Genomic DNA, 16905 nt, shown 5'->3' with positions numbered 1-16905 from the left:
CATGACCCCTTCATCGTTCAAAAAACGCCTCCATGAACCCCGCGCCATCCTGGCCCCCGGCGTCTATGACGCCCTGAGCGCCCTGGTGGCCGAACAGGCGGGCTTCGAGGCGCTGTACCTCTCGGGCGCATCGATTGCCTACACGCGCCTGGGCCGCTCCGACGTGGGCCTGACCACCTACACCGAGGTGGAAGACACCCTGGCACGCATCACCGAGCGCGTAAACACGCCGGTCATCGTCGATGCCGACACCGGCTTTGGCAACGCACTCAACACCCAGCGCACCGTGCGCGGCTTTGAGCGTGCGGGCGCCGCCATGGTGCAGATCGAGGACCAAGGTTTTCCCAAGCGCTGCGGCCACCTGGACGGCAAGTCGGTGGTGCCGGTGGGCGAGATGTGCGGCAAACTCCACGCTGCGCTGGACGCGCGCCGCAGCGCCCACACGCTGATCCTGGCCCGCACCGACGCGCTGGCCGTGGAGGGCATCGACGCCGCATTTGACCGCGCCGAGGCGTACCTGGAATGTGGTGTGGACGCGCTGTTCATCGAGGCCCTGCGCACCCCCGAGCAGATGGACGTCGCCTGCCAGCGCTTTGCCCACCGCATCCCGCTGCTGGCCAACATGGTCGAAGGCGGCAAGACACCGATCCAGGGCGCGGCCGAGCTGCAGCAGCGCGGCTTTCGCATCGTGATCTTCCCCGGCGGCACCGCCCGCGCGGTGGCGCACACGCTGCAGGGCTACTACGCCAGCCTGCAAACGCACCAGACCACAGCGCCCTTCAAGGACCGGATGATGGACTTTGACGGCCTGAATGCGCTGATCGGCACGCCCGAACTGATGGCACAGGGTCGCCAGTACGAGTAGCCCCCCCAAGGGGTAAAGGCCAATGCCCCCGCCCGCACTGCGGCGGGTGAGGGCGCGTACCATGCCGTGAACGTTTTTCCCCCGAACTGCATGGAGATCTCCCACATGGCCCACAACCCACAAACCATCACCCTGGGCGGCGGCTGCTTCTGGTGCACCGAAGCCGTGTTCGACCGCGTGCGCGGCATCACCGATGTGGAAAGCGGCTACACCAACGGCCACACCATCAACCCCACGTACGAGCAGATCTGCCAGGGCGACACCGGCCATGCCGAGGTGGTGCGCCTGACCTTCGATGCCGATGAGATCAGCCTGGAAGAGATCCTGGAAATCTTCTTCCACACCCACGACCCGACCACGCTCAACCGCCAGGGCAATGATGTGGGCACGCAGTACCGCAGCGGCATCTACTACGACAACCCCGAGCACGGCGAGATCGCCAACGCCATGATCCGCCAGATGTCGCAAGACAAGCTGTTTGGTGCGCCCATCACCACCGAGGTGAAGCCGCTCTCGAACTACAGCACGGCCGAGGCCTACCACCAGAACTACTTTGCCAACCACCCCAACGCGGGGTACTGCGCGTTTGTGGTGGGGCCGAAGGTGGAGAAGTTCAGGAAGACGTTTGCACGGTACTTGAAGGGGTGAGTCCGGATCGGGGGATACCCCGTTGCTCCAACATGGTTACCAGATCGGCCCAGCTTGAAGACGCGGGCGAGAGCCTCTGGCTGGGCACGTAGGCATAGAGATTGTTTGACAACTCTATTTCTACGAATTGCTTTCCCAGCCGATAGGAACGCACAGAGGTCCAAGGGGCAAACGACTCTACCCCTGAATCGGATTCGCGCAGCCCTTCCTCGGAAATCTCAAGCCGAACGGGCTGCGGCGCATGGCTGCGAAACGATGGGCGCAAGCCCCACAGCGCCCTGTCCAGAAGACCAAACTGAGCGAAAAAAGGTCGTATTCGCCATGCCAGCGCGATCAATAGCGCAATCAGAAGCAGCCAGCGCTGGTACCTGAGCGCCACCAGAGCCACGCAGAAGAGGGTCACTGCGATGGCCCATTCCCGGGCATAGTATCTGCGCCCTTGGACGGCTAGGTGGCGCAGTCCACCGCCTTCGCGAAACCGCCGACTATGGAATCGCCAGTCTTGAACATATTCGTAGAGCAGAGGAGATTTCATCGAGATATTTTGGGCGGAGGGGCGCGCGATTCAGGTGGCAAAGAGCAGGCCTGCCTGCCGGCGGTGAACGACAAGGCGCCACGCACTATAGCCATCCTCCATGGCAAGAAGGTGTCGCATCTTTCGGGTAACGAGGTTGAAGCCAAGAAGGCGGAGTGAAGAAGGCATAATGCAAACCGATTGCGTTATTGACCTTTCCCTAGCCCACTACGGTACCTACCGCACTTTCATGCCCGCCCCGGCTTTACCACCCTCGTCCCCGCATAGTCCGCAGTGGCCTCTTCCCCCCGGCATGCGCGCCACCCGCGCCACGCGGGCGTTGGCGGCAGTGTACGAAGCCCGGCCGGACGCAGCCCTGTCAGAGCCCGAGGTTGAAGCGGCCTTAGCTGCAGCGGGCGTTGCGGTCAACAAGGTCACGGTCTACCGCATGCTCGATCGTTTTGCCGCCGCCGGCCTGCTGCACAAGCAAGTCGATGCCGCCCGCGTGACGCGGTATGCGCTGGCGCCGCAAGGGGAGGAGGGCGCCGCCCCACGTTTTGAATGCGACGACTGCCACCGCCAGTTCCGCCTGTCACAGGGTTCGGCCAAGGTGCAGACCGCCCTCAAGCAGGTGCTGCGGGCGCTGGCCACCGCAGGACACGAGAGCTTGGCGGTGGACATTGCAGTGCACGGGCGCTGTGCCGACTGCGCGCACCCGGCAGAGGGCGCTGCCGCATGATCCGCACCCGGGGACTCTCCTACACCTATGCCACGGTGGGCGCAGCGCCACTGCGCTTTCCGGATGTGGATCTGCGCCAGGGCGGCACGCTGCTGCTGCGGGGGCGCTCGGGCACCGGCAAATCGACCTGGCTGGCGCTGATGGCGGGGCTGCGCGGTGCCAGCGGGGGCGACCTGTTTGTGGCGGGCACCCAGCTGGGCACGCAGCGGGGGGCCGAGATCGATGCCTGGCGCGCGTGCAACATCGGCTTTCTGCCGCAAAAGCTGTACCTCAGCAGCGCACTCACCGTGGCGGACAACCTGGCGCTGGCGTACTTTGCGGCCGGGCTGCCGCGTGACGATGCGGCCATTCACCGTGCACTCACCCAAGTGGGGGTGGCCGAGCTGGCCGCCCGCAAGCCGCACCAGCTCTCCGGCGGGCAGGCGCAGCGCGTGGCGCTGGCGCGGGCCGTCCTTCTGGCGCCGCAGGTGCTGCTGGCCGATGAGCCCACGGCCAGCCTGGACGACGAGGCGGCTACGGATGCGCTGGCGTTGCTGCAGCAGAGTGCTACGGCCTGTGACGCCAGCCTGGTGATAGCCACGCATGACCAGCGTGCGGTGTCTGCCCTGGCAGGTGTCCAGACCCTCGATTTGAATGAAATCGGCCCAGAGCGCCGGTTGAATATGCCTGAGCAGCTATGAATTCAGGAGTATTCAAGCTCGCCCGCCTGTCCTGGCACTACCTCTGGTCCCGCCCGCTGGCGGCCGTGCTCAACCTGCTGGTGCTCACGCTGGGCCTGGCCGCCATCACGCTGGTGCTGCTGGTGGCCACGCAGCTCGACAAGGCGTTCGAGCGCGACCTGAGCGGCATCGACCTGGTGGTGGGCGCCAAGGGAAGCCCTCTGCAGCTGATCCTGGCGGGCGTGTTCCACATCGACGTGCCCACGGGCAACATCCCGCTGCAAGAGGTGCAGACGCTGCAGAAGAACCCGCTGGTGGCGCAGGTCATCCCGCTCAGCCTGGGTGACAGCTACCGGGGCTTCCGCATCGTGGGCACCACGCCGGACTACATCACGCACTACGCGGCCACGCTGGCCGAAGGCGCGCTGTGGCAGCAGCCCATGGACGCGGTGCTGGGCGCCAGCGTGGCGCGCGGCATTGTCAAGGCCAGCCACGCAGGTGCGCCGCTGGTCGGCGCCACCTTCATCGGCAGCCATGGCCTGGATGGAGGAGGGCATGCGCACGGCGACCACCCCTATCGCGTGAGCGGCGTGCTCGCGCCCTGCGGCTGTGTGCTGGACCGGCTGATCCTGACCAGCACCGAATCCGTCTGGATGGTGCACGAGACCGCCACGGCCAACGATGCCGAAGACCTGGAAATTCTGAAGGAAGAGCGCGAGGTGACTGTGGCGCTGGTGCACTATCGCACGCCCATGGCGGCCATCACGCTGCCGCGCCTGATCAACGGCGGCACCTCAATGCAGGCGGCGGCGCCTGCCATCGAGGTCACGCGCCTGCTGCGCCTGCTGGGCGTGGGCGCCGACGTGTTGCGGGCCTTTGGCGGCGTGCTGCTGGCCGTGGCAGCTCTCAGTGTGTTCATCGCCTTGTGGAATGCCGTGCGCGAGCGCCGCGCTGACCTGGCCATGCTGCGCATGCTGGGCGCACCCCCGGGCCGCGTGGCCGGGCTGGTGCTGTGGGAGGCGCAGTGGCTGGCCGCGCTCGCGTCCATGCTGGGGCTGCTGCTGGGCCACGGCCTGGCGCAGGCCTTGGGCTGGGCTTTGCAGGCGCAAGGGTTGCTGCCGGTGACGGGCTGGATCTGGCTGTCCGCCGAAGCCGGTGTGCCGCTGTTGGCCGCAGGCGTGGCGGCGGTGGCGGCGCTGCTGCCGGCGATGCAGGCCTACCGGACCGATGTGGCCGACTTGCTCAGCCAGCCATGACCGTCCCGTTGAACACCCCCGTTTTTGTTTAACCCAATTCTCTGAATCACCTGGAAGGACCCACCATGAAGCAACTGATCTCCGCGCTTGCCCTGGCCCCCATGCTCCTCGTTGGTGCGCTGGCCCACGCCCAAGCCCACAACGACAAGGACACCCAGGAAGACATCGCCCGCCACCGTGCGATGGCGGCCGCGCACGAGGCGGCTGCGAAGTGCCTGGAATCCGGCAAGGGCCACGACCAGTGCCAGAAAGATTTGCAGGCGGCATGCCGGAACCTGGCCATCGGAAAATACTGCGGCATGAAGCATGCGCACTGATCGCCTGTTTGTCTTGAAGCTTGTTCGCCCGGAGTCCCCGCCATGCCCCGCACCTTGAACCCCTTGCCCGTCACCGTCCAGATGGCTCGCCTGGCTTGTATTGCCGCCGCGTTGGCAGTGGCAGGCGGTGCACATGCGCAGCAAGGCGGTGCCACCAAGCCCGCGCCGGGCGCTTTTGAGCGCGCCAAAGAAGGCGCGGCCGCAGCACCGGTGCTGTCGTCGCCCCTGCCTGCGGGTGCGGGCACTGCCGTGCCAGCCGGGTCGGGTGCGGGGTATCACAGCCCCAACAGCCCGATTGCCCCGCTGCCCCAGCGCAACGACGTGGTGCCCTGGTCGGTGCTGACCGATTTGAGCAAGAAGACCACCAAGGACGGCATCCTGCCCGTGTTCAACGACGCCCAGAAGGGCATGGACAAGACCACGCAGCGCATCCAGGGCTTCATGGTGCCGCTGGATGCCAAGCCGACGCAGACGCACTTCATCCTCACCTCCGTGCCGCTGACCTGCTCGTTCTGCACGCCGGGCGGGCCCGAGAGCATGGTCGAAATCAAGGCCAAGACGCCCGTGCGCTATTCGCTGGAGCCCGTGGTGGTGGAAGGCAAGTTCACCGTGCTCCCTAATGATCAATATGGCCTGTACTACCGCGTGGTGGACGCGGTGCCGGTGAAATAATCCACGGCTTTTAGCGCTGCAGCGCTACAGCCTCTGCCGCAATCCTTTTCCCTTTCGTTCCTGACGTGACCCGCGCGCTTCTTCGCCCCCAGTACCTGCCGTCCGCCGCGCTGCGCAGTGCGGTGGTGCGGCGCGTGGCGTTGGCGTGGCTGCTGCTGGCCCTGGTGGTCGTGCCCACGCTGGGGCGGCTGCACCAGGTGGTGCACGGGGGAGCGCTGGACCAGGCCCATGCCGGTCTGCTGGCCGCGCCGTCGTCGCTGCCCGGACAGCCGGCGTGGGACCCGGCCCCCACTGCGCAGCCCGCTGCCGCACCGGGCCACAGTCTGTGGCTTCCGTATCTGCTGGCCCACCACGCGCCGGTGGACTGCCTGTTGCTCGACCAGCTGGCGCTGGGCGACGCATTGCATGCTGCCCCGCTGGCGCTGCCCGCGGCCGATGCGCCACTGCCGCCCGCCATACACGCGGCGGGGCGAGCGAGCACACCCCACATTGCGCTGTTCCACGCGCGCGGCCCGCCGGTCGCCTGACGCGCAGCGCACCTCTAGGGACCCTCTGCACGAATCAAGCGGCAAGTGGGCGCAGCGGATCGGGAAGGGCTGCAAGGCGCAAAACGCAGCAATAGCCGTAGCTATTGCGAGTATTTGCAACGCGGCAGACCGCCCGAGCCCGCTGATGCACACGGCGCGCTGACTTGTGCAGAGGGTCCTTAGCCCCACCTTCTCAGACGGCGTATCCGCTGTGTGCCTTGCAGGGCAACGCGGCGGTGTTGTGCCTGCTGGCGAGCGGCGTGAGGCGCGGTCTGCAGGCCGCAATACGCAGGCTTGGCTGGCGGCTGCCAGCGGCCGCACCACGGTGCGCCCATCATTACTCCTGTTTTCATAGCTGCTTGCGCATATTTCACTGGCGCTTGCAGCGGTTTTTATTCATCAACTCGCGCCCAGGGCGCGGGTCGGCATGCGCAGGCGCGTTGGCACCGCCAGCGCCGCGCATGCCTTGTTGCAGGCCACCACCATGACCCACACGTTTTCTACCCACCGCTTTGTTTCTCGCCGCGCCCGTCCGGCCCTCCACCCCGTGGCCCTTGCAACCCTGCTGGCGCTGTCGGGCACCAGCGTTGCCACCCAGGCGCAGACTGCGCCCGTGCCCGCTGCCGCGGCGGACGCCGCACCCAGCCTGCCCGCTGTCACCGTGTCGGCCAGCGGCCTGCAATTGGGCGCCAGCGACATGACCACCCCCGCCACCGTGCTGGAAGGCGATGAACTGGTGCGCCGGCGCGAGGCCACGCTGGGCGAAACGCTGAACAGCGAGCCCGGCATCACCAGCAGCCACTTTGGCGCCGGTGCCAGCCGCCCCATCATCCGCGGCATGGACGGCCCGCGCGTCAAGGTGCTGAGCGATGGCGCCGAGCTGCACGACGCCTCCACCATCAGTCCCGACCACGCGGTAGTGTCCGAGCCGCTGCTCGCCACGCAGATCGAGGTGCTGCGCGGCCCTTCGGCCCTGGTCTATGGCAACGGCGCCGTGGGCGGCGTGGTCAACGTGCTGGACGGCAAGGTGCCCACCGCCATTCCGCAAAAGGGCTACGAAGGCAGTGCCGAGCTGCGCGCCAATTCGGGGGCGGGCGAAGGTGCCGGGGCCTTCTCACTGACCGGCGGTGCAGGCAACTTGGCTGTGCATGTGGAAGGCGTGGCGCGGGACGCAGGCGACTACCGCGTGGGCAAAGGCTGGTCGGGCGGCAGCAAGGTGCTGGGCAGCTTCAACCGCACGGACACCGGCAGCGTGGGCCTGTCGTGGGTGGGCGACCAGGGCTACCTGGGGGCGGCCTACACCCGCCAGACCGCCAAATACGGCCTGCCTGGCCACAACCACAGCTTTGACGGCTGCCACACCCATGGCGACCACCTGCACTGCGGCGCCCACGCGGACGACGAAGCTGACGGCCATGACCACGACCATGACGCAGCGGCCGGCGATGTGCCGGTGGTCGACCTGCGCAGCGAACGCATTGACGTACGGGGCGAGCTGCGCAACCCGTTTGCCGGCTTCTCGGCACTGCGGCTGCGCGCGGGCGTTACCGACTACAAACACGACGAAGTCGAAGACGGCGCCATCAGCACGACCTTCAAGAACAAGGCCTACGACACACGCGTGGAGCTGCAACACGAGCCCATCGGCGGCTTCAAGGGCGTGATCGGCCTGCAGACCTCGCAGCGCAAGTTCAGCGCCGAGGGCGAGGAGGCCTATGTGCAGCCCACCGTGACCCGCAAGACAGGCCTCTTCGTGCTGGAGGAGTACCGCTGGAACGACTGGCGCTTTGAAGCCGCCCTGCGCCACGACCGCCAGACGGCCGAAGCCCAGACCAGCGGCATCGAGCGCAGCCACAACGGCACGTCGGCATCGCTGGGCGCGGTGTGGAAGTTCACGCCCGGCTACCAGGTGGGCACCTCGTTCACCCGCGCCAGCCGTGCCCCGTCGGCCGAAGAGCTGTACGCCCAAGGCCTGCACATGGCCACCAGCACCTACGAACGCGGCAATGCCGACCTGCGCTCCGAAATCTCGCAGAACATCGATGTGAGCCTGAAGAAGACCAGTGGCGACACCACCTTTGGCGTGAGCGTGTTCCGCAACCGCATCAACAACTACATCTATGGCCGCACCCTGGATGAACTGGACGGCTTACAGCTGCTGCAATACAGCCAAGCCGACGCCACCTTCACCGGCATCGAAGGCCAGGTGCGCCAGCGCCTCACGCGCAATCTGGGCATCACGCTGTTTGGCGACACCGTGCGCGCCAAGCTGGACGGCGGTGGCCTGCTGCCGCGCATCCCGGCCACTCGCGCAGGTATCCGCCTAGATGCCAACTGGCAGGCGTGGGAAGGGCAGGTTGAATGGGTGCAGGTGGCCCGCCAGAACCGCGTGGCCGACTTTGAAACCGCCACGCCCGGCTACGGCATGCTGAACCTTGGCGTAAGCTACAACGGCCAGTTCAGCAGCGGCACGCCCTGGCAGGTGTACCTGAAGGCCAACAACCTGACGGACCGCCTGGCCTATGCACACACCTCGTTCATCAAGACCGCTGCGCCGCTGATGGGCCGCAACATCACGCTGGGGGTGAAGGTGGCGTTCTGACGGTTGATGCCGTCGTGACGTGCGTGAGCCAGCGCGGGGGAGGGCGTTGCTGGCTCGCGAACCTCCAGGCTCCTAACCAGCCAGACCAGGGAGGACTTGGATGCATGCCATACTTGGTTCACATGGTTGATTTTTCGATTCGTGAAGGCGCCGTTGCCTGAGTCCCCGTGATCGCGCACGCCCGATGCTGGAACGGGATTGACTGCCCGGCAGGCCGCCCCAAGTCGGCTGCGCGACACGTGAAGGACTTGTTCATCGCGGCCCTGCATGTCTCTGACCTGTTTTGCGATACCCCTGCATGCCCACCACTCCCGCGCCGTCCGCAAACCTTTTGCAACTGCTCCCTGAGGCGGTGGTGCAGACCGATGCGCTGTGGGAGATCACGTATCTGAACCCGGCGTGGCACAAGCTCACCGGGCATTCGGTTGAGGCGGCCCTCGGGCGGTCTTTGCTGGAGTTCGTGCATCCCGATGACATTGGCACCATGCGCTCAGGCATGCCGGTGTTCCGCCTGCGCTTTGCCGACGGGGACTACCGCTGGGTGCGTCTGCAGTTCCACCCCGAGACGGATGCGGCAGAGCGGGTGATCAGCCGCCAGGGTGTCCTGATCGAGATCACCGAGGTCACCGAGCAGGTGCTGGTGGAGGTGCGCCAGCGCTTTCTGCGCTTGCTGGAAACCATTGACGGTGTGGTGTGGGAGGCTGAAATCGGCGTGGGCAACACCTTTCTGAGCCCGCAGGTCGAACGCTTGTTTGGCTACTCCGTCGAGGAGTGGCGGGCCGACCCGGGCTTCTGGCGGGCGCATGTGCATCCCGATGATCTGGAGGAGGCCCTGCGCATCGACGATGCCGCTTACAACGCCACGCACAGCCATGCCTACGAGATGAGCTACCGGCTGATTGCCAAGTCGGGCAAGGTCGTGTGGGTGCGTGACCTGTGCCGCGCGGTGGTCGAGCCGGGTCGGCCGAACCGCATGATCGGCCTGATGATCGACGTCACCCAGCAGAAGAACACCGAAATCGATTTAGTGCGCTCCGAAAACCGCTATTCGCTGGCGACGCGCGGCTCCAATGACGGCATCTGGTATTGGGACTTGCGCACGGACACCCTGCACGTGTCGGGGCGCTTTCTCCAGATCGTCGGGCTGGGTAGCCGCGATCATGTGTATGAGGGCGGCTGGCGCTTTCTGGAGCAACTCATCGACCGCGAGGATCGCGCTCGTGTGCAAGAGGCCTACAGCAGGCACCTGTCCGGAAACAGCGCGAAATTTTCGGTGGACTTCCGCGCGTTCCACGGAGCGGGGCGGCTGGTATGGGTCAATTGGCGCGGGCTCGCCGAGTTCGAAGACGGCGTTGCGGTGCGCATGGCGGGCTCGTTGAGCGATCTGGCCGAGCGTGGCAGCTCCTACGATGCGCTGACCAACTTGCCTGGTCGGCCATTGTTCCGCGACCGCCTTGCGCAACTGATTACGCTGCACCAGGGCGACGGGGCGAACGGGGATGGAGTGCCCACGCGCGGTGGGGCCACCATGTTCGCTGTGCTGCTGCTGGACCTCAACGGGTTCAAGGCGGTCAATGACTGCTACGGACACCATGTAGGCGACCAGCTCTTGCAACAGGTGGCGCGGAGGCTCGAATCCTGCGTGCGGTCGGTGGATCTGGTCGCCCGCATGAGCGGCGACGAGTTCAATGTGCTGTTGGAGTCCATTGACCCCGCTGAAGCCAGCCAACGCGCCCAGCAGATTGCCGTCGCGCTTGCTGCGCCCTATGTGATTGGCGAACATACTGTGATCAGCGGCGCGAGTATCGGGTTGGTCAGCAGCGCGTCCAGGCTGGCGACGGTGGACGACTACCTGCGCGCGGCAGACACTGCCATGTACCGGGCCAAAAGTCAGTCACTCGGAGTGTGCGTGTTTCAGTAAGGCGCCGTATCCAGGCGTGGTTGCGGCGGTTAGTGGCTGGATCAGGGAACAATCGCCACCGATTTGACCTGGGCCCACACCGCGCTGCCGGGCGCCACGCCCAGCGCGTGCAAGGACCGGTGGGTGACCCGCGCCAGCAAAAATGACTCGCCACAGCGCAGCCGCACCAGCGCTTGCGAAGGGTGTGCGTCGGGTGCTATGGAGTCGATCACACAGGGCAGGTGGTTCTGGATGCTGGTCTGCATGGGCTCCTGCACCGTCAGGCTCACGTCGCGGGCCAGCACTCGCAGCCGCACTGGCTGGCCTACGGGTAGGCCGCTGTCGCGCAGCCACATGGCGCCACCCGCAAAGCCCACGCGCGCCAGGTGCCAGGTAGTGTCCCGCTCCAGCACCTGGCCGCGCAGCAGCGCGCCCGCGTCGTCGCCGAGCACCACCGGCAGTTGCACGGACGACAGCACCTGGTCCACCGGCCCGGCGGCCGTTACCTGGCCTCCGTCCAGCACTACCAGGTGGTCGGCCAGCCGCGCCAGTTCGTCGGCGGAGTGCGTGACATACAGCATGGGGATGTGCAGCTCATTGCGCAGGCGCTCCAGCCAGGGCATGATCTCCTGGCGCCGCGCCAGGTCAAGCGCGGCCATGGGTTCGTCCAGCAGCAGCAGGCGGGGCGAGGTTGCCAGGGCGCGGGCAATGGCCACCCGCTGGCGCTCGCCGCCCGAGAGCTGACCCGGCCGGCGCTGCAGCAGGCGGCCAATGCCCAGCAGCTCGATGGCAGCCTGCAGCGTGGCCTCCGCCTGCGCAGACCGGGCGCGCTTGAGGCCATACCGCAGGTTGCCCAGCACGTTGAGGTGCTCGAATAGGCTGGCCTCCTGGAACACATAACCCAGCGCCCGCTGGTGTGTGGGCCAAAACACCTGGGCGGCATCGTCTTGCCACACCTCGCCGGCCACGGCCACCAGGCCAGGGCGTGCGCGCTCCAGCCCCGCCACACACCGCAGAACGCTGGTCTTGCCCGAGCCCGATGCGCCGAACAGCACCGTGATGCCGCTGCCGGGCAGATGTAGGTCCACGTCCAGTTCAAAGTCGGCACGCGGCAGCGCGAGCCGGATGCGCAGGTCGCCGGGCGCACTCATGGCAGCACCCGCGAGCCACGGTTCTTGAGCAGCGCCAGGCACAGCAGCACCACGAACGAGAACAGCACCATGCCGCCCGCCAGCCAGTGCGCCTGGGCGTATTCCATGGCCTCCACATGGCCGTAGATCTGGGTGGAGACCACCCGTGTCTTGCCCGGGATGTTGCCGCCGATCATCAGCACCACGCCAAACTCGCCCACCGTGTGGGCAAAACTCAGGATGGCTGCGGTGAGCAGGCCGGTGCGGGCCTGCGGCAAGGCCACCGTGAAAAACGCATCCAGCGGGCTGGCCCGCAGGGTGGCGGCCACCTCCATCGGGCGGCGGCCCATGGACTCGAAAGCGTGCTGCAGCGGCTGCACCGCAAATGGCATCGAAAACACCACCGAGCCAATCATCAACCCGGTAAAAGTGAACGACAGCAGGCCCCAGCCCATGGCCTGCGTGAACTGCCCCAGCGGCCCGGCCGGCCCCATGGCCACCAGCAGGTAAAAACCGAGCACCGAAGGCGGCAACACCAGCGGCAGGGTCACGAAGGCGCCCACCGGCCCCTTCCACCAAGACTGCGTTTGCGACAGCCACCAGGCCAGCGGCGTGGCGATCAGCAGCAGCACGAGGGTGGTGAGGGTGGCGAGCTGCAGGGTCAGCCAAACGGCTTGCAGTGCTTCAGGGCCCAGGGGCATGGAGGAAAAAGACGGTGACAGAGAGGATGTGTGAGTATCTCAGTGCTCGTAGCCAAAGCCGCGAATGACTGCCCGCGCCTTGTCACCCTTGAGGTATTGCAGTAACGCGGCCGCCGCGGCGTTGCCCTGGCCCTTGTTGAGCAGCACGGCGTCCTGGTGCAAAGGGGAGTAGAGCGTTGCAGGCACGGCCCACACCGAGCCCTCCACCAGGCGGCCATCGGCCATCACCTGCGACAGGGCGACAAAACCGAGCTGGGCATTCTGGGTGGCGACGAACTGGTGGGTTTGGGCAATGTTCTCGCCCTGCACAAACTTGGGCCGCAGGGTGTTCAGCACGTCCAGTTGGGTCATCACCTCCACCGCGGCAGCTCCATAGGGGGCGAGCTTGGGGTCGGCCAGCGCGATCTTGTCAAAGGTGCCGGATTTGAGCACCTGGCCCTGTGCATCCACCAAGCCGGGCTGCTTGCTCCACAGGGCCAGCTTGCCAATGGCGTAGGTAAAGCGGCTGGCATCGACCGCTAGGCCTTCCTTGGCGAGCTTGGCAGGGGTTTCATCGTCGGCGGACAGCAGCAAGTCAAACGGCGCGCCGTTCTTGATCTGCGCATAGAACCGCCCGGTGGAGCCAAAAGCCAGCGTGGCTTTGTGGCCGGTGTCCTGCTCGAACAGGCGGGCAATCTTTTGCATCGGGGCCGTGAAGTTAGCCGCCACGGCTACCGACACCTCGCCCGCATGGGCTGAAAACGCCATCGCCAAGGAGGTGGCCAGGGACAAAAGAAAACGCTTCACGACAACCTCGCTATTCTTTTATGGAATAGCGAGACTGTAGCATGGCCGCTGCTGCGCTATTCCACTAATGAACAGCGGTTCCGCAAACGTCCGCACCACGCAGTTAACATGCCCGCATGAGCAATTCTTCCCAGCCCCTGGCCGATGTGCTGGGCCACGAGGTCACGGACAAACGCATCGACATCCTGCGCCGCATCGGCGAGGTGGGCTCCATTTCCGAGGCGGCGCGGGGCGCGGGCGTGAGCTACAAGGCCGCCTGGCAGGCGCTGGAGACGCTGACCAACCTGGCCGGCGTGCCGCTGGTCGAGAAGGTGGTGGGCGGCACCGGCGGCGGCGGGGCTGCACTGACCCCGGCAGGCCAGCGGGTGCTGCAGGCCGCCCACGCGCTGGCCGCTGCGCGCCGGCAGGTGCTGAGCCGACTGCACAGCGACGACGACGCAGCCACCGGCCGCGCCGCATTGGCGCTGCGCACCAGCATGCGCAACCAGTTTCCTTGCACCGTGGGCAAGGTGCGGGCCTTGGGCGGGCAGGTGCGTGTGCAGCTGCTGCTGGCGGATGGGCAGGCGCTGCACGCATCCATCACCCGGGTCAGCGCACAGTTGCTGGATTTGAAGGCTGGGCTGGGTGTGCTGGCGCTGTGCAAGGCAACAGCGGTTCAGGTGGCCCCGGACCCGGCCAGTCCCGCAGGCAATGCCATGGCCGGAGTGGTGCGGAGCGTCGCTCGCGGTGCAGCCCCGGAGGTGGTGCTGCAGCTGCCCAGCGGCATCCAGCTGGTGGGCTTTGCTGCTGCAGGAGTCAAGGTTCGAACGGGCCAGCAGGCCACGGCGGTTTTTGACGAATCCAGCATCGTCATCGCCGCGAATTTTTGAGGGTTGACCGCCCTCCAGCGCGTTTAAGAACCTGTTCAAACAGCCAGGAGGGCCAGAGGCCCCCACTACCGGCTGCGGTCGCCGTCGCGCACAGATTCGATGGCGCCGTTGTAGATGCGAACCACCCCCAGAAAGGTGCCAGGCCCCCGGTCGTACGTCCACTCTTCCATGGGCACGCACTGGTTGGCCAGCACCGCTGCGGGGCTGCCGGGGCGATAGGGAGTCACCACCCAGCCCAGCTGCAGCATGGAAACGCACACGCCCTGGCGGTAGATGGGGTCACCACATTTCTGGAGCAGGGTCACCGGAGAGTCTCCCTTGCCCACCAGCGAACCATTGCAGCGCAAGGACTGCGAGGCCTGGGCGGGCAGCGCCGTGCACAGGGCCAGTGCGGCTGCCAGCAGTTGCAAGGTCTTTCGGCAAGTGCCTGACGGCGCGGGCTGGGTCAAAAGTGATCTCATGGCGGCGGATTCCAGAAGGCTGGACCTCACTGTACAGCGGCCCGCCGCAGAAGGACTAACCCGCCTTTCGCTTCGCTTTCATCGCCCGTCCGTAGAAGCACAGTGGCCCGGGCCTGCCACAGGCGGCATGATCGGGGGATGAAACTGCTGTTGGTCGAGGACGATTTTGATCTGGCTGGCGCCCTGAGCCGCAGCCTGGTTGCGCGTGGATTCGAGGTGTTGTGCTGTGCCGATGGCAAGGAGGCCCTGGCCGCCGCGCGGCGCACCGCGTTTGACGTGATCACGCTCGACCTTTCGCTGCCGGGCCTGGACGGGCTGGAGGTGCTGCGGCGCCTGCGCGATGGCGGCAGCACCACGCCGGTACTGGCATTGACGGCCCGCGCGGCGGTCACGGACCGGGTGGCGGGTCTGGAGGCCGGAGCCGACGACTACCTGGCCAAGCCGTTTGACCTGGACGAACTGGTGGCGCGGCTGCGGGCCCTCACGCGCCGCGTGGGGCGCGACGGGCAGTTGCGCTGCGGGGCGCTGTACCGCGAGCCGGGCAGCGGCGTGTTCTACAACGATGCCTTGCCGCTGGAGCTGTCGCAGCGGGAGTCCGAGCTGCTGCGGCTGCTGATGTCGCGCGTGGATCGGGTGGTCAGCAAGGAAGAGCTGCGCACCCAGGTGTTTGCCAACACGGACGAGCAGGTGCAAGCCGATGCGGTGGAAGTGGTGGTGCACCGGCTGCGCAAGAAGCTGGTGGGCACCAACGCCGAGATCGTGACCTTGCGCGGCGTGGGCTACCTGCTGTGCGACGCCGACAGCATGGCCGCCCACAAGACGGACAAATCCGAAAAATCCGACAAAGGCGGGGTGGCACGGTGACGCTGCGCTGGTGGCAGCAGCGGCTCTGGCGGCCGCGTGGCGGCTCGTTGCAGCGGTGGCTGCTGGTGGGCTGGCTGGTGCCGCTGTGGGCCCTGGTGGCCGTGATCTGCGCGGTGCAATGGGCCTACCAGGCGCAGCAGGACGCCGCTGCGCAGGACGAGGCCCTGCGCCAGGCGCTGGCGCATTGGCCTGCTGATCTATCAGTAGACCCGGCCACATCGTTGTCTGCCCAGCCAGCGCCCGGCGTCTGGTACCGCGAGAGCAACCTGGACGGCGAACGCCTGACGGGCAGCGCCGACCTGCCGCGTGTGCCCCCCACTGAGGCGGTACGTGACCCGGGTGCGGTGCACTTCTACCTGGCGCAGGTGGGCGACCGGCTGGTGCGGGTGGCCGTGACCTTGTACCAGCCCACCGTGGCGACGGGCGGGCAAGCTGCAGCTGCGCCCGTGGTGCGCCAGGTGGCGCGCCCGCTGGGCGAACGCCTGCCCGGTGCGCGCAGCCTGCTGGGCGGTGGCTCGGGCCTGTGGTGGGTGCTTCTGCTGGCCCTGGCGATGACCGCCGTGGCGGTGCTGCTGGCGCGGGCGGCGTCGGGCTGGCTGCGGCATGCCGATGTGTCGCTGATGCGGCCGCTGAGCACCGACGCTGCGGTCACGGCAGAGCGCATCTACGAAGGCCCGTCAGAACTCGCGCCCGCCGTGCAGCATTTTGCCGAGCTGCAACACAGCCAGAGCCGCTGGATCGAGGAGCAGCGGCGCTTTCTGGCCGATGCCACCCACCAGCTGCGCACCCCCATGGCTGTGCTGCGCACCCAGCTGCAGGCCGCCATGGCGGGCGACATGTTGGTGGGCGATGCGCTGCAGCAGATGCTGCACACCGTGGACCGCGCCTCGGGCCTGGCCAACCAGTTGCTCAGCATGAGCAAGGTGGAGCAGCTCAAGCGCATGGGCGAGCTGCCCAGCGTGGACCTGAACGCGATGGCCCGCGAGGCCGTGAAGGAGCTGGCTCCGCTGATTGCGGCCAAGCGGCTCGACTTTGCGCTGGAGGGCCCCGACACGCTGTGGGCACCCGGCGACGCGGCGCTGCTGGGCGAGCTGATGCGCAACCTGCTGGCCAACGCCATCCACCACACGCCCATCCATGGGCGTCTGGGCGTGCTGCTGCGCGACAGTACCGGGCGGCGCGAGGTGCTGGTGTGGGACGAGGGCCCCGGCATCGATGACGCTGTGCGGCAGCGATTGTTCCAGCCGTTTTCGGCCGGGCAGGGTGGGGTGGGGCTGGGGTTGTCCATCTGCCGGCAGATTGCAGAGGCGATGGGCGCGCAGGTCACGCTGTTCAACCGCATGGATGCGGGGCAGGTCATCGGCGTGGATGCCGTCGTGGCATGGGAAGAATGAG

Annotated in this window: 18 protein-coding genes; 13 read left to right on the top strand and 5 right to left on the bottom strand. The window is 66.9% G+C overall.

Annotated elements, in window-relative coordinates:
- The first annotated feature begins 1 nt into the window (after position 1).
- Both ACT531_RS05055 and msrA read left to right on the top strand, forming a co-directional pair.
- Positions 2 to 865 (top strand): isocitrate lyase/PEP mutase family protein, encoded by an 864-nt coding sequence (locus ACT531_RS05055; protein WP_476016709.1) that lies wholly within the window; start codon positions 2 to 4, stop codon positions 863 to 865.
- A gap of 105 nt (positions 866 to 970) precedes the next feature.
- Complete coding sequence (gene msrA, locus ACT531_RS05050; protein WP_291442993.1) at positions 971 to 1513, top strand: peptide-methionine (S)-S-oxide reductase MsrA; 543 nt, start codon at positions 971 to 973, stop codon at positions 1511 to 1513.
- Here msrA and ACT531_RS05045 read toward each other — a convergent pair.
- The gene (locus ACT531_RS05045) at positions 1479 to 2048 is read right to left on the bottom strand and encodes a hypothetical protein (RefSeq protein ID WP_476016708.1); all 570 of its coding nucleotides are present in this window, start codon (positions 2046 to 2048) and stop codon (positions 1479 to 1481) included. The genes msrA and ACT531_RS05045 overlap by 35 nt on opposite strands.
- A 292-nt stretch (positions 2049 to 2340) precedes the next feature.
- On the opposite strand from ACT531_RS05045, the gene ACT531_RS05040 reads away from it, so the two are divergent.
- The 8 genes from ACT531_RS05040 to ACT531_RS05005 all read left to right on the top strand — a co-directional run bounded on the left by ACT531_RS05040 (position 2341) and on the right by ACT531_RS05005 (position 10720).
- Entirely contained in the window at positions 2341 to 2766 is a 426-nt protein-coding gene (locus tag ACT531_RS05040; protein WP_440596055.1) for a Fur family transcriptional regulator, read from the top strand.
- Positions 2763 to 3446, top strand: coding sequence for an ABC transporter ATP-binding protein (locus ACT531_RS05035; RefSeq protein ID WP_476016707.1), 684 nt, complete (start codon positions 2763 to 2765; stop codon positions 3444 to 3446). The genes ACT531_RS05040 and ACT531_RS05035 overlap by 4 nt, the downstream gene beginning before the upstream one ends.
- Positions 3443 to 4681 carry an ABC transporter permease gene (locus ACT531_RS05030; protein ID WP_476016706.1) on the top strand — a complete coding sequence of 413 codons (1239 nt, stop codon included), beginning with the start codon at positions 3443 to 3445 and terminating at the stop codon, positions 4679 to 4681. The genes ACT531_RS05035 and ACT531_RS05030 overlap by 4 nt, the downstream gene beginning before the upstream one ends.
- Before the next feature lie 65 nt (positions 4682 to 4746).
- A complete protein-coding gene (locus ACT531_RS05025; RefSeq protein WP_295938803.1) occupies positions 4747 to 4998 on the top strand; it encodes a hypothetical protein in 252 nt (83 codons plus the stop codon).
- Between the two features lie 42 nt (positions 4999 to 5040).
- The gene (locus ACT531_RS05020) at positions 5041 to 5670 is read left to right on the top strand and encodes a DUF3299 domain-containing protein (protein WP_476016705.1); all 630 of its coding nucleotides are present in this window, start codon (positions 5041 to 5043) and stop codon (positions 5668 to 5670) included.
- Between the two features lie 65 nt (positions 5671 to 5735).
- Positions 5736 to 6197, top strand: a complete 462-nt coding sequence (locus tag ACT531_RS05015; protein WP_476016704.1) for a hypothetical protein — start codon at positions 5736 to 5738, stop codon at positions 6195 to 6197.
- Positions 6198 to 6681: 484 nt separating this feature from the next.
- Positions 6682 to 8799 (top strand): TonB-dependent receptor domain-containing protein, encoded by a 2118-nt coding sequence (locus tag ACT531_RS05010; protein ID WP_476016993.1) that lies wholly within the window; start codon positions 6682 to 6684, stop codon positions 8797 to 8799.
- 298 nt (positions 8800 to 9097) lie between these two features.
- Positions 9098 to 10720, top strand: a complete 1623-nt coding sequence (locus ACT531_RS05005) for a PAS domain-containing protein (protein WP_476016703.1) — start codon at positions 9098 to 9100, stop codon at positions 10718 to 10720.
- Positions 10721 to 10761: 41 nt separating this feature from the next.
- Here the strand turns inward: ACT531_RS05005 and modC are convergent, their stop codons facing one another.
- Genes modC through modA form a run of 3 tightly spaced genes read right to left on the bottom strand, consistent with a single transcriptional unit; the run spans position 10762 to position 13316 of the window.
- Positions 10762 to 11850, bottom strand: a complete 1089-nt coding sequence (gene modC, locus ACT531_RS05000; RefSeq protein ID WP_476016702.1) for a molybdenum ABC transporter ATP-binding protein — start codon at positions 11848 to 11850, stop codon at positions 10762 to 10764.
- Positions 11847 to 12530 (bottom strand): molybdate ABC transporter permease subunit, encoded by a 684-nt coding sequence (gene modB, locus ACT531_RS04995; RefSeq protein ID WP_476016701.1) that lies wholly within the window; start codon positions 12528 to 12530, stop codon positions 11847 to 11849. The genes modC and modB overlap by 4 nt, the downstream gene beginning before the upstream one ends.
- A gap of 39 nt (positions 12531 to 12569) precedes the next feature.
- Positions 12570 to 13316, bottom strand: coding sequence for a molybdate ABC transporter substrate-binding protein (gene modA / locus ACT531_RS04990; RefSeq protein ID WP_476016700.1), 747 nt, complete (start codon positions 13314 to 13316; stop codon positions 12570 to 12572).
- Positions 13317 to 13432: 116 nt separating this feature from the next.
- Here modA and ACT531_RS04985 point away from each other — a divergent pair, with 116 nt between their 5' ends.
- Positions 13433 to 14185: a TOBE domain-containing protein gene (locus ACT531_RS04985; RefSeq protein WP_476016699.1), complete on the top strand. Its 753-nt coding sequence runs from the start codon at positions 13433 to 13435 to the stop codon at positions 14183 to 14185.
- A gap of 65 nt (positions 14186 to 14250) precedes the next feature.
- Here the strand turns inward: ACT531_RS04985 and ACT531_RS04980 are convergent, their stop codons facing one another.
- On the bottom strand, positions 14251 to 14646 hold the full coding sequence (locus tag ACT531_RS04980) for a DUF2845 domain-containing protein (RefSeq protein WP_476016698.1): 396 nt from the start codon (positions 14644 to 14646) through the stop codon (positions 14251 to 14253).
- A 138-nt stretch (positions 14647 to 14784) separates the two neighbouring features.
- Between ACT531_RS04980 and ACT531_RS04975 the strand changes: the two genes are divergently transcribed.
- Both ACT531_RS04975 and ACT531_RS04970 read left to right on the top strand, forming a co-directional pair.
- Entirely contained in the window at positions 14785 to 15510 is a 726-nt protein-coding gene (locus ACT531_RS04975; protein ID WP_060985401.1) for a response regulator transcription factor, read from the top strand.
- Positions 15507 to 16904 carry a sensor histidine kinase gene (locus ACT531_RS04970; protein WP_476016697.1) on the top strand — a complete coding sequence of 466 codons (1398 nt, stop codon included), beginning with the start codon at positions 15507 to 15509 and terminating at the stop codon, positions 16902 to 16904. Before ACT531_RS04975 ends, ACT531_RS04970 begins: the two co-directional genes overlap by 4 nt.
- The last annotated feature ends 1 nt before the right edge of the window (position 16905 follow it).

It is taken from the genome of Acidovorax sp. DMC1 (assembly GCF_056314325.1).
The sequence above is the reverse complement of the archived record's forward strand: the minus strand, read 5'-3'. Positions and strand labels throughout refer to the sequence as shown.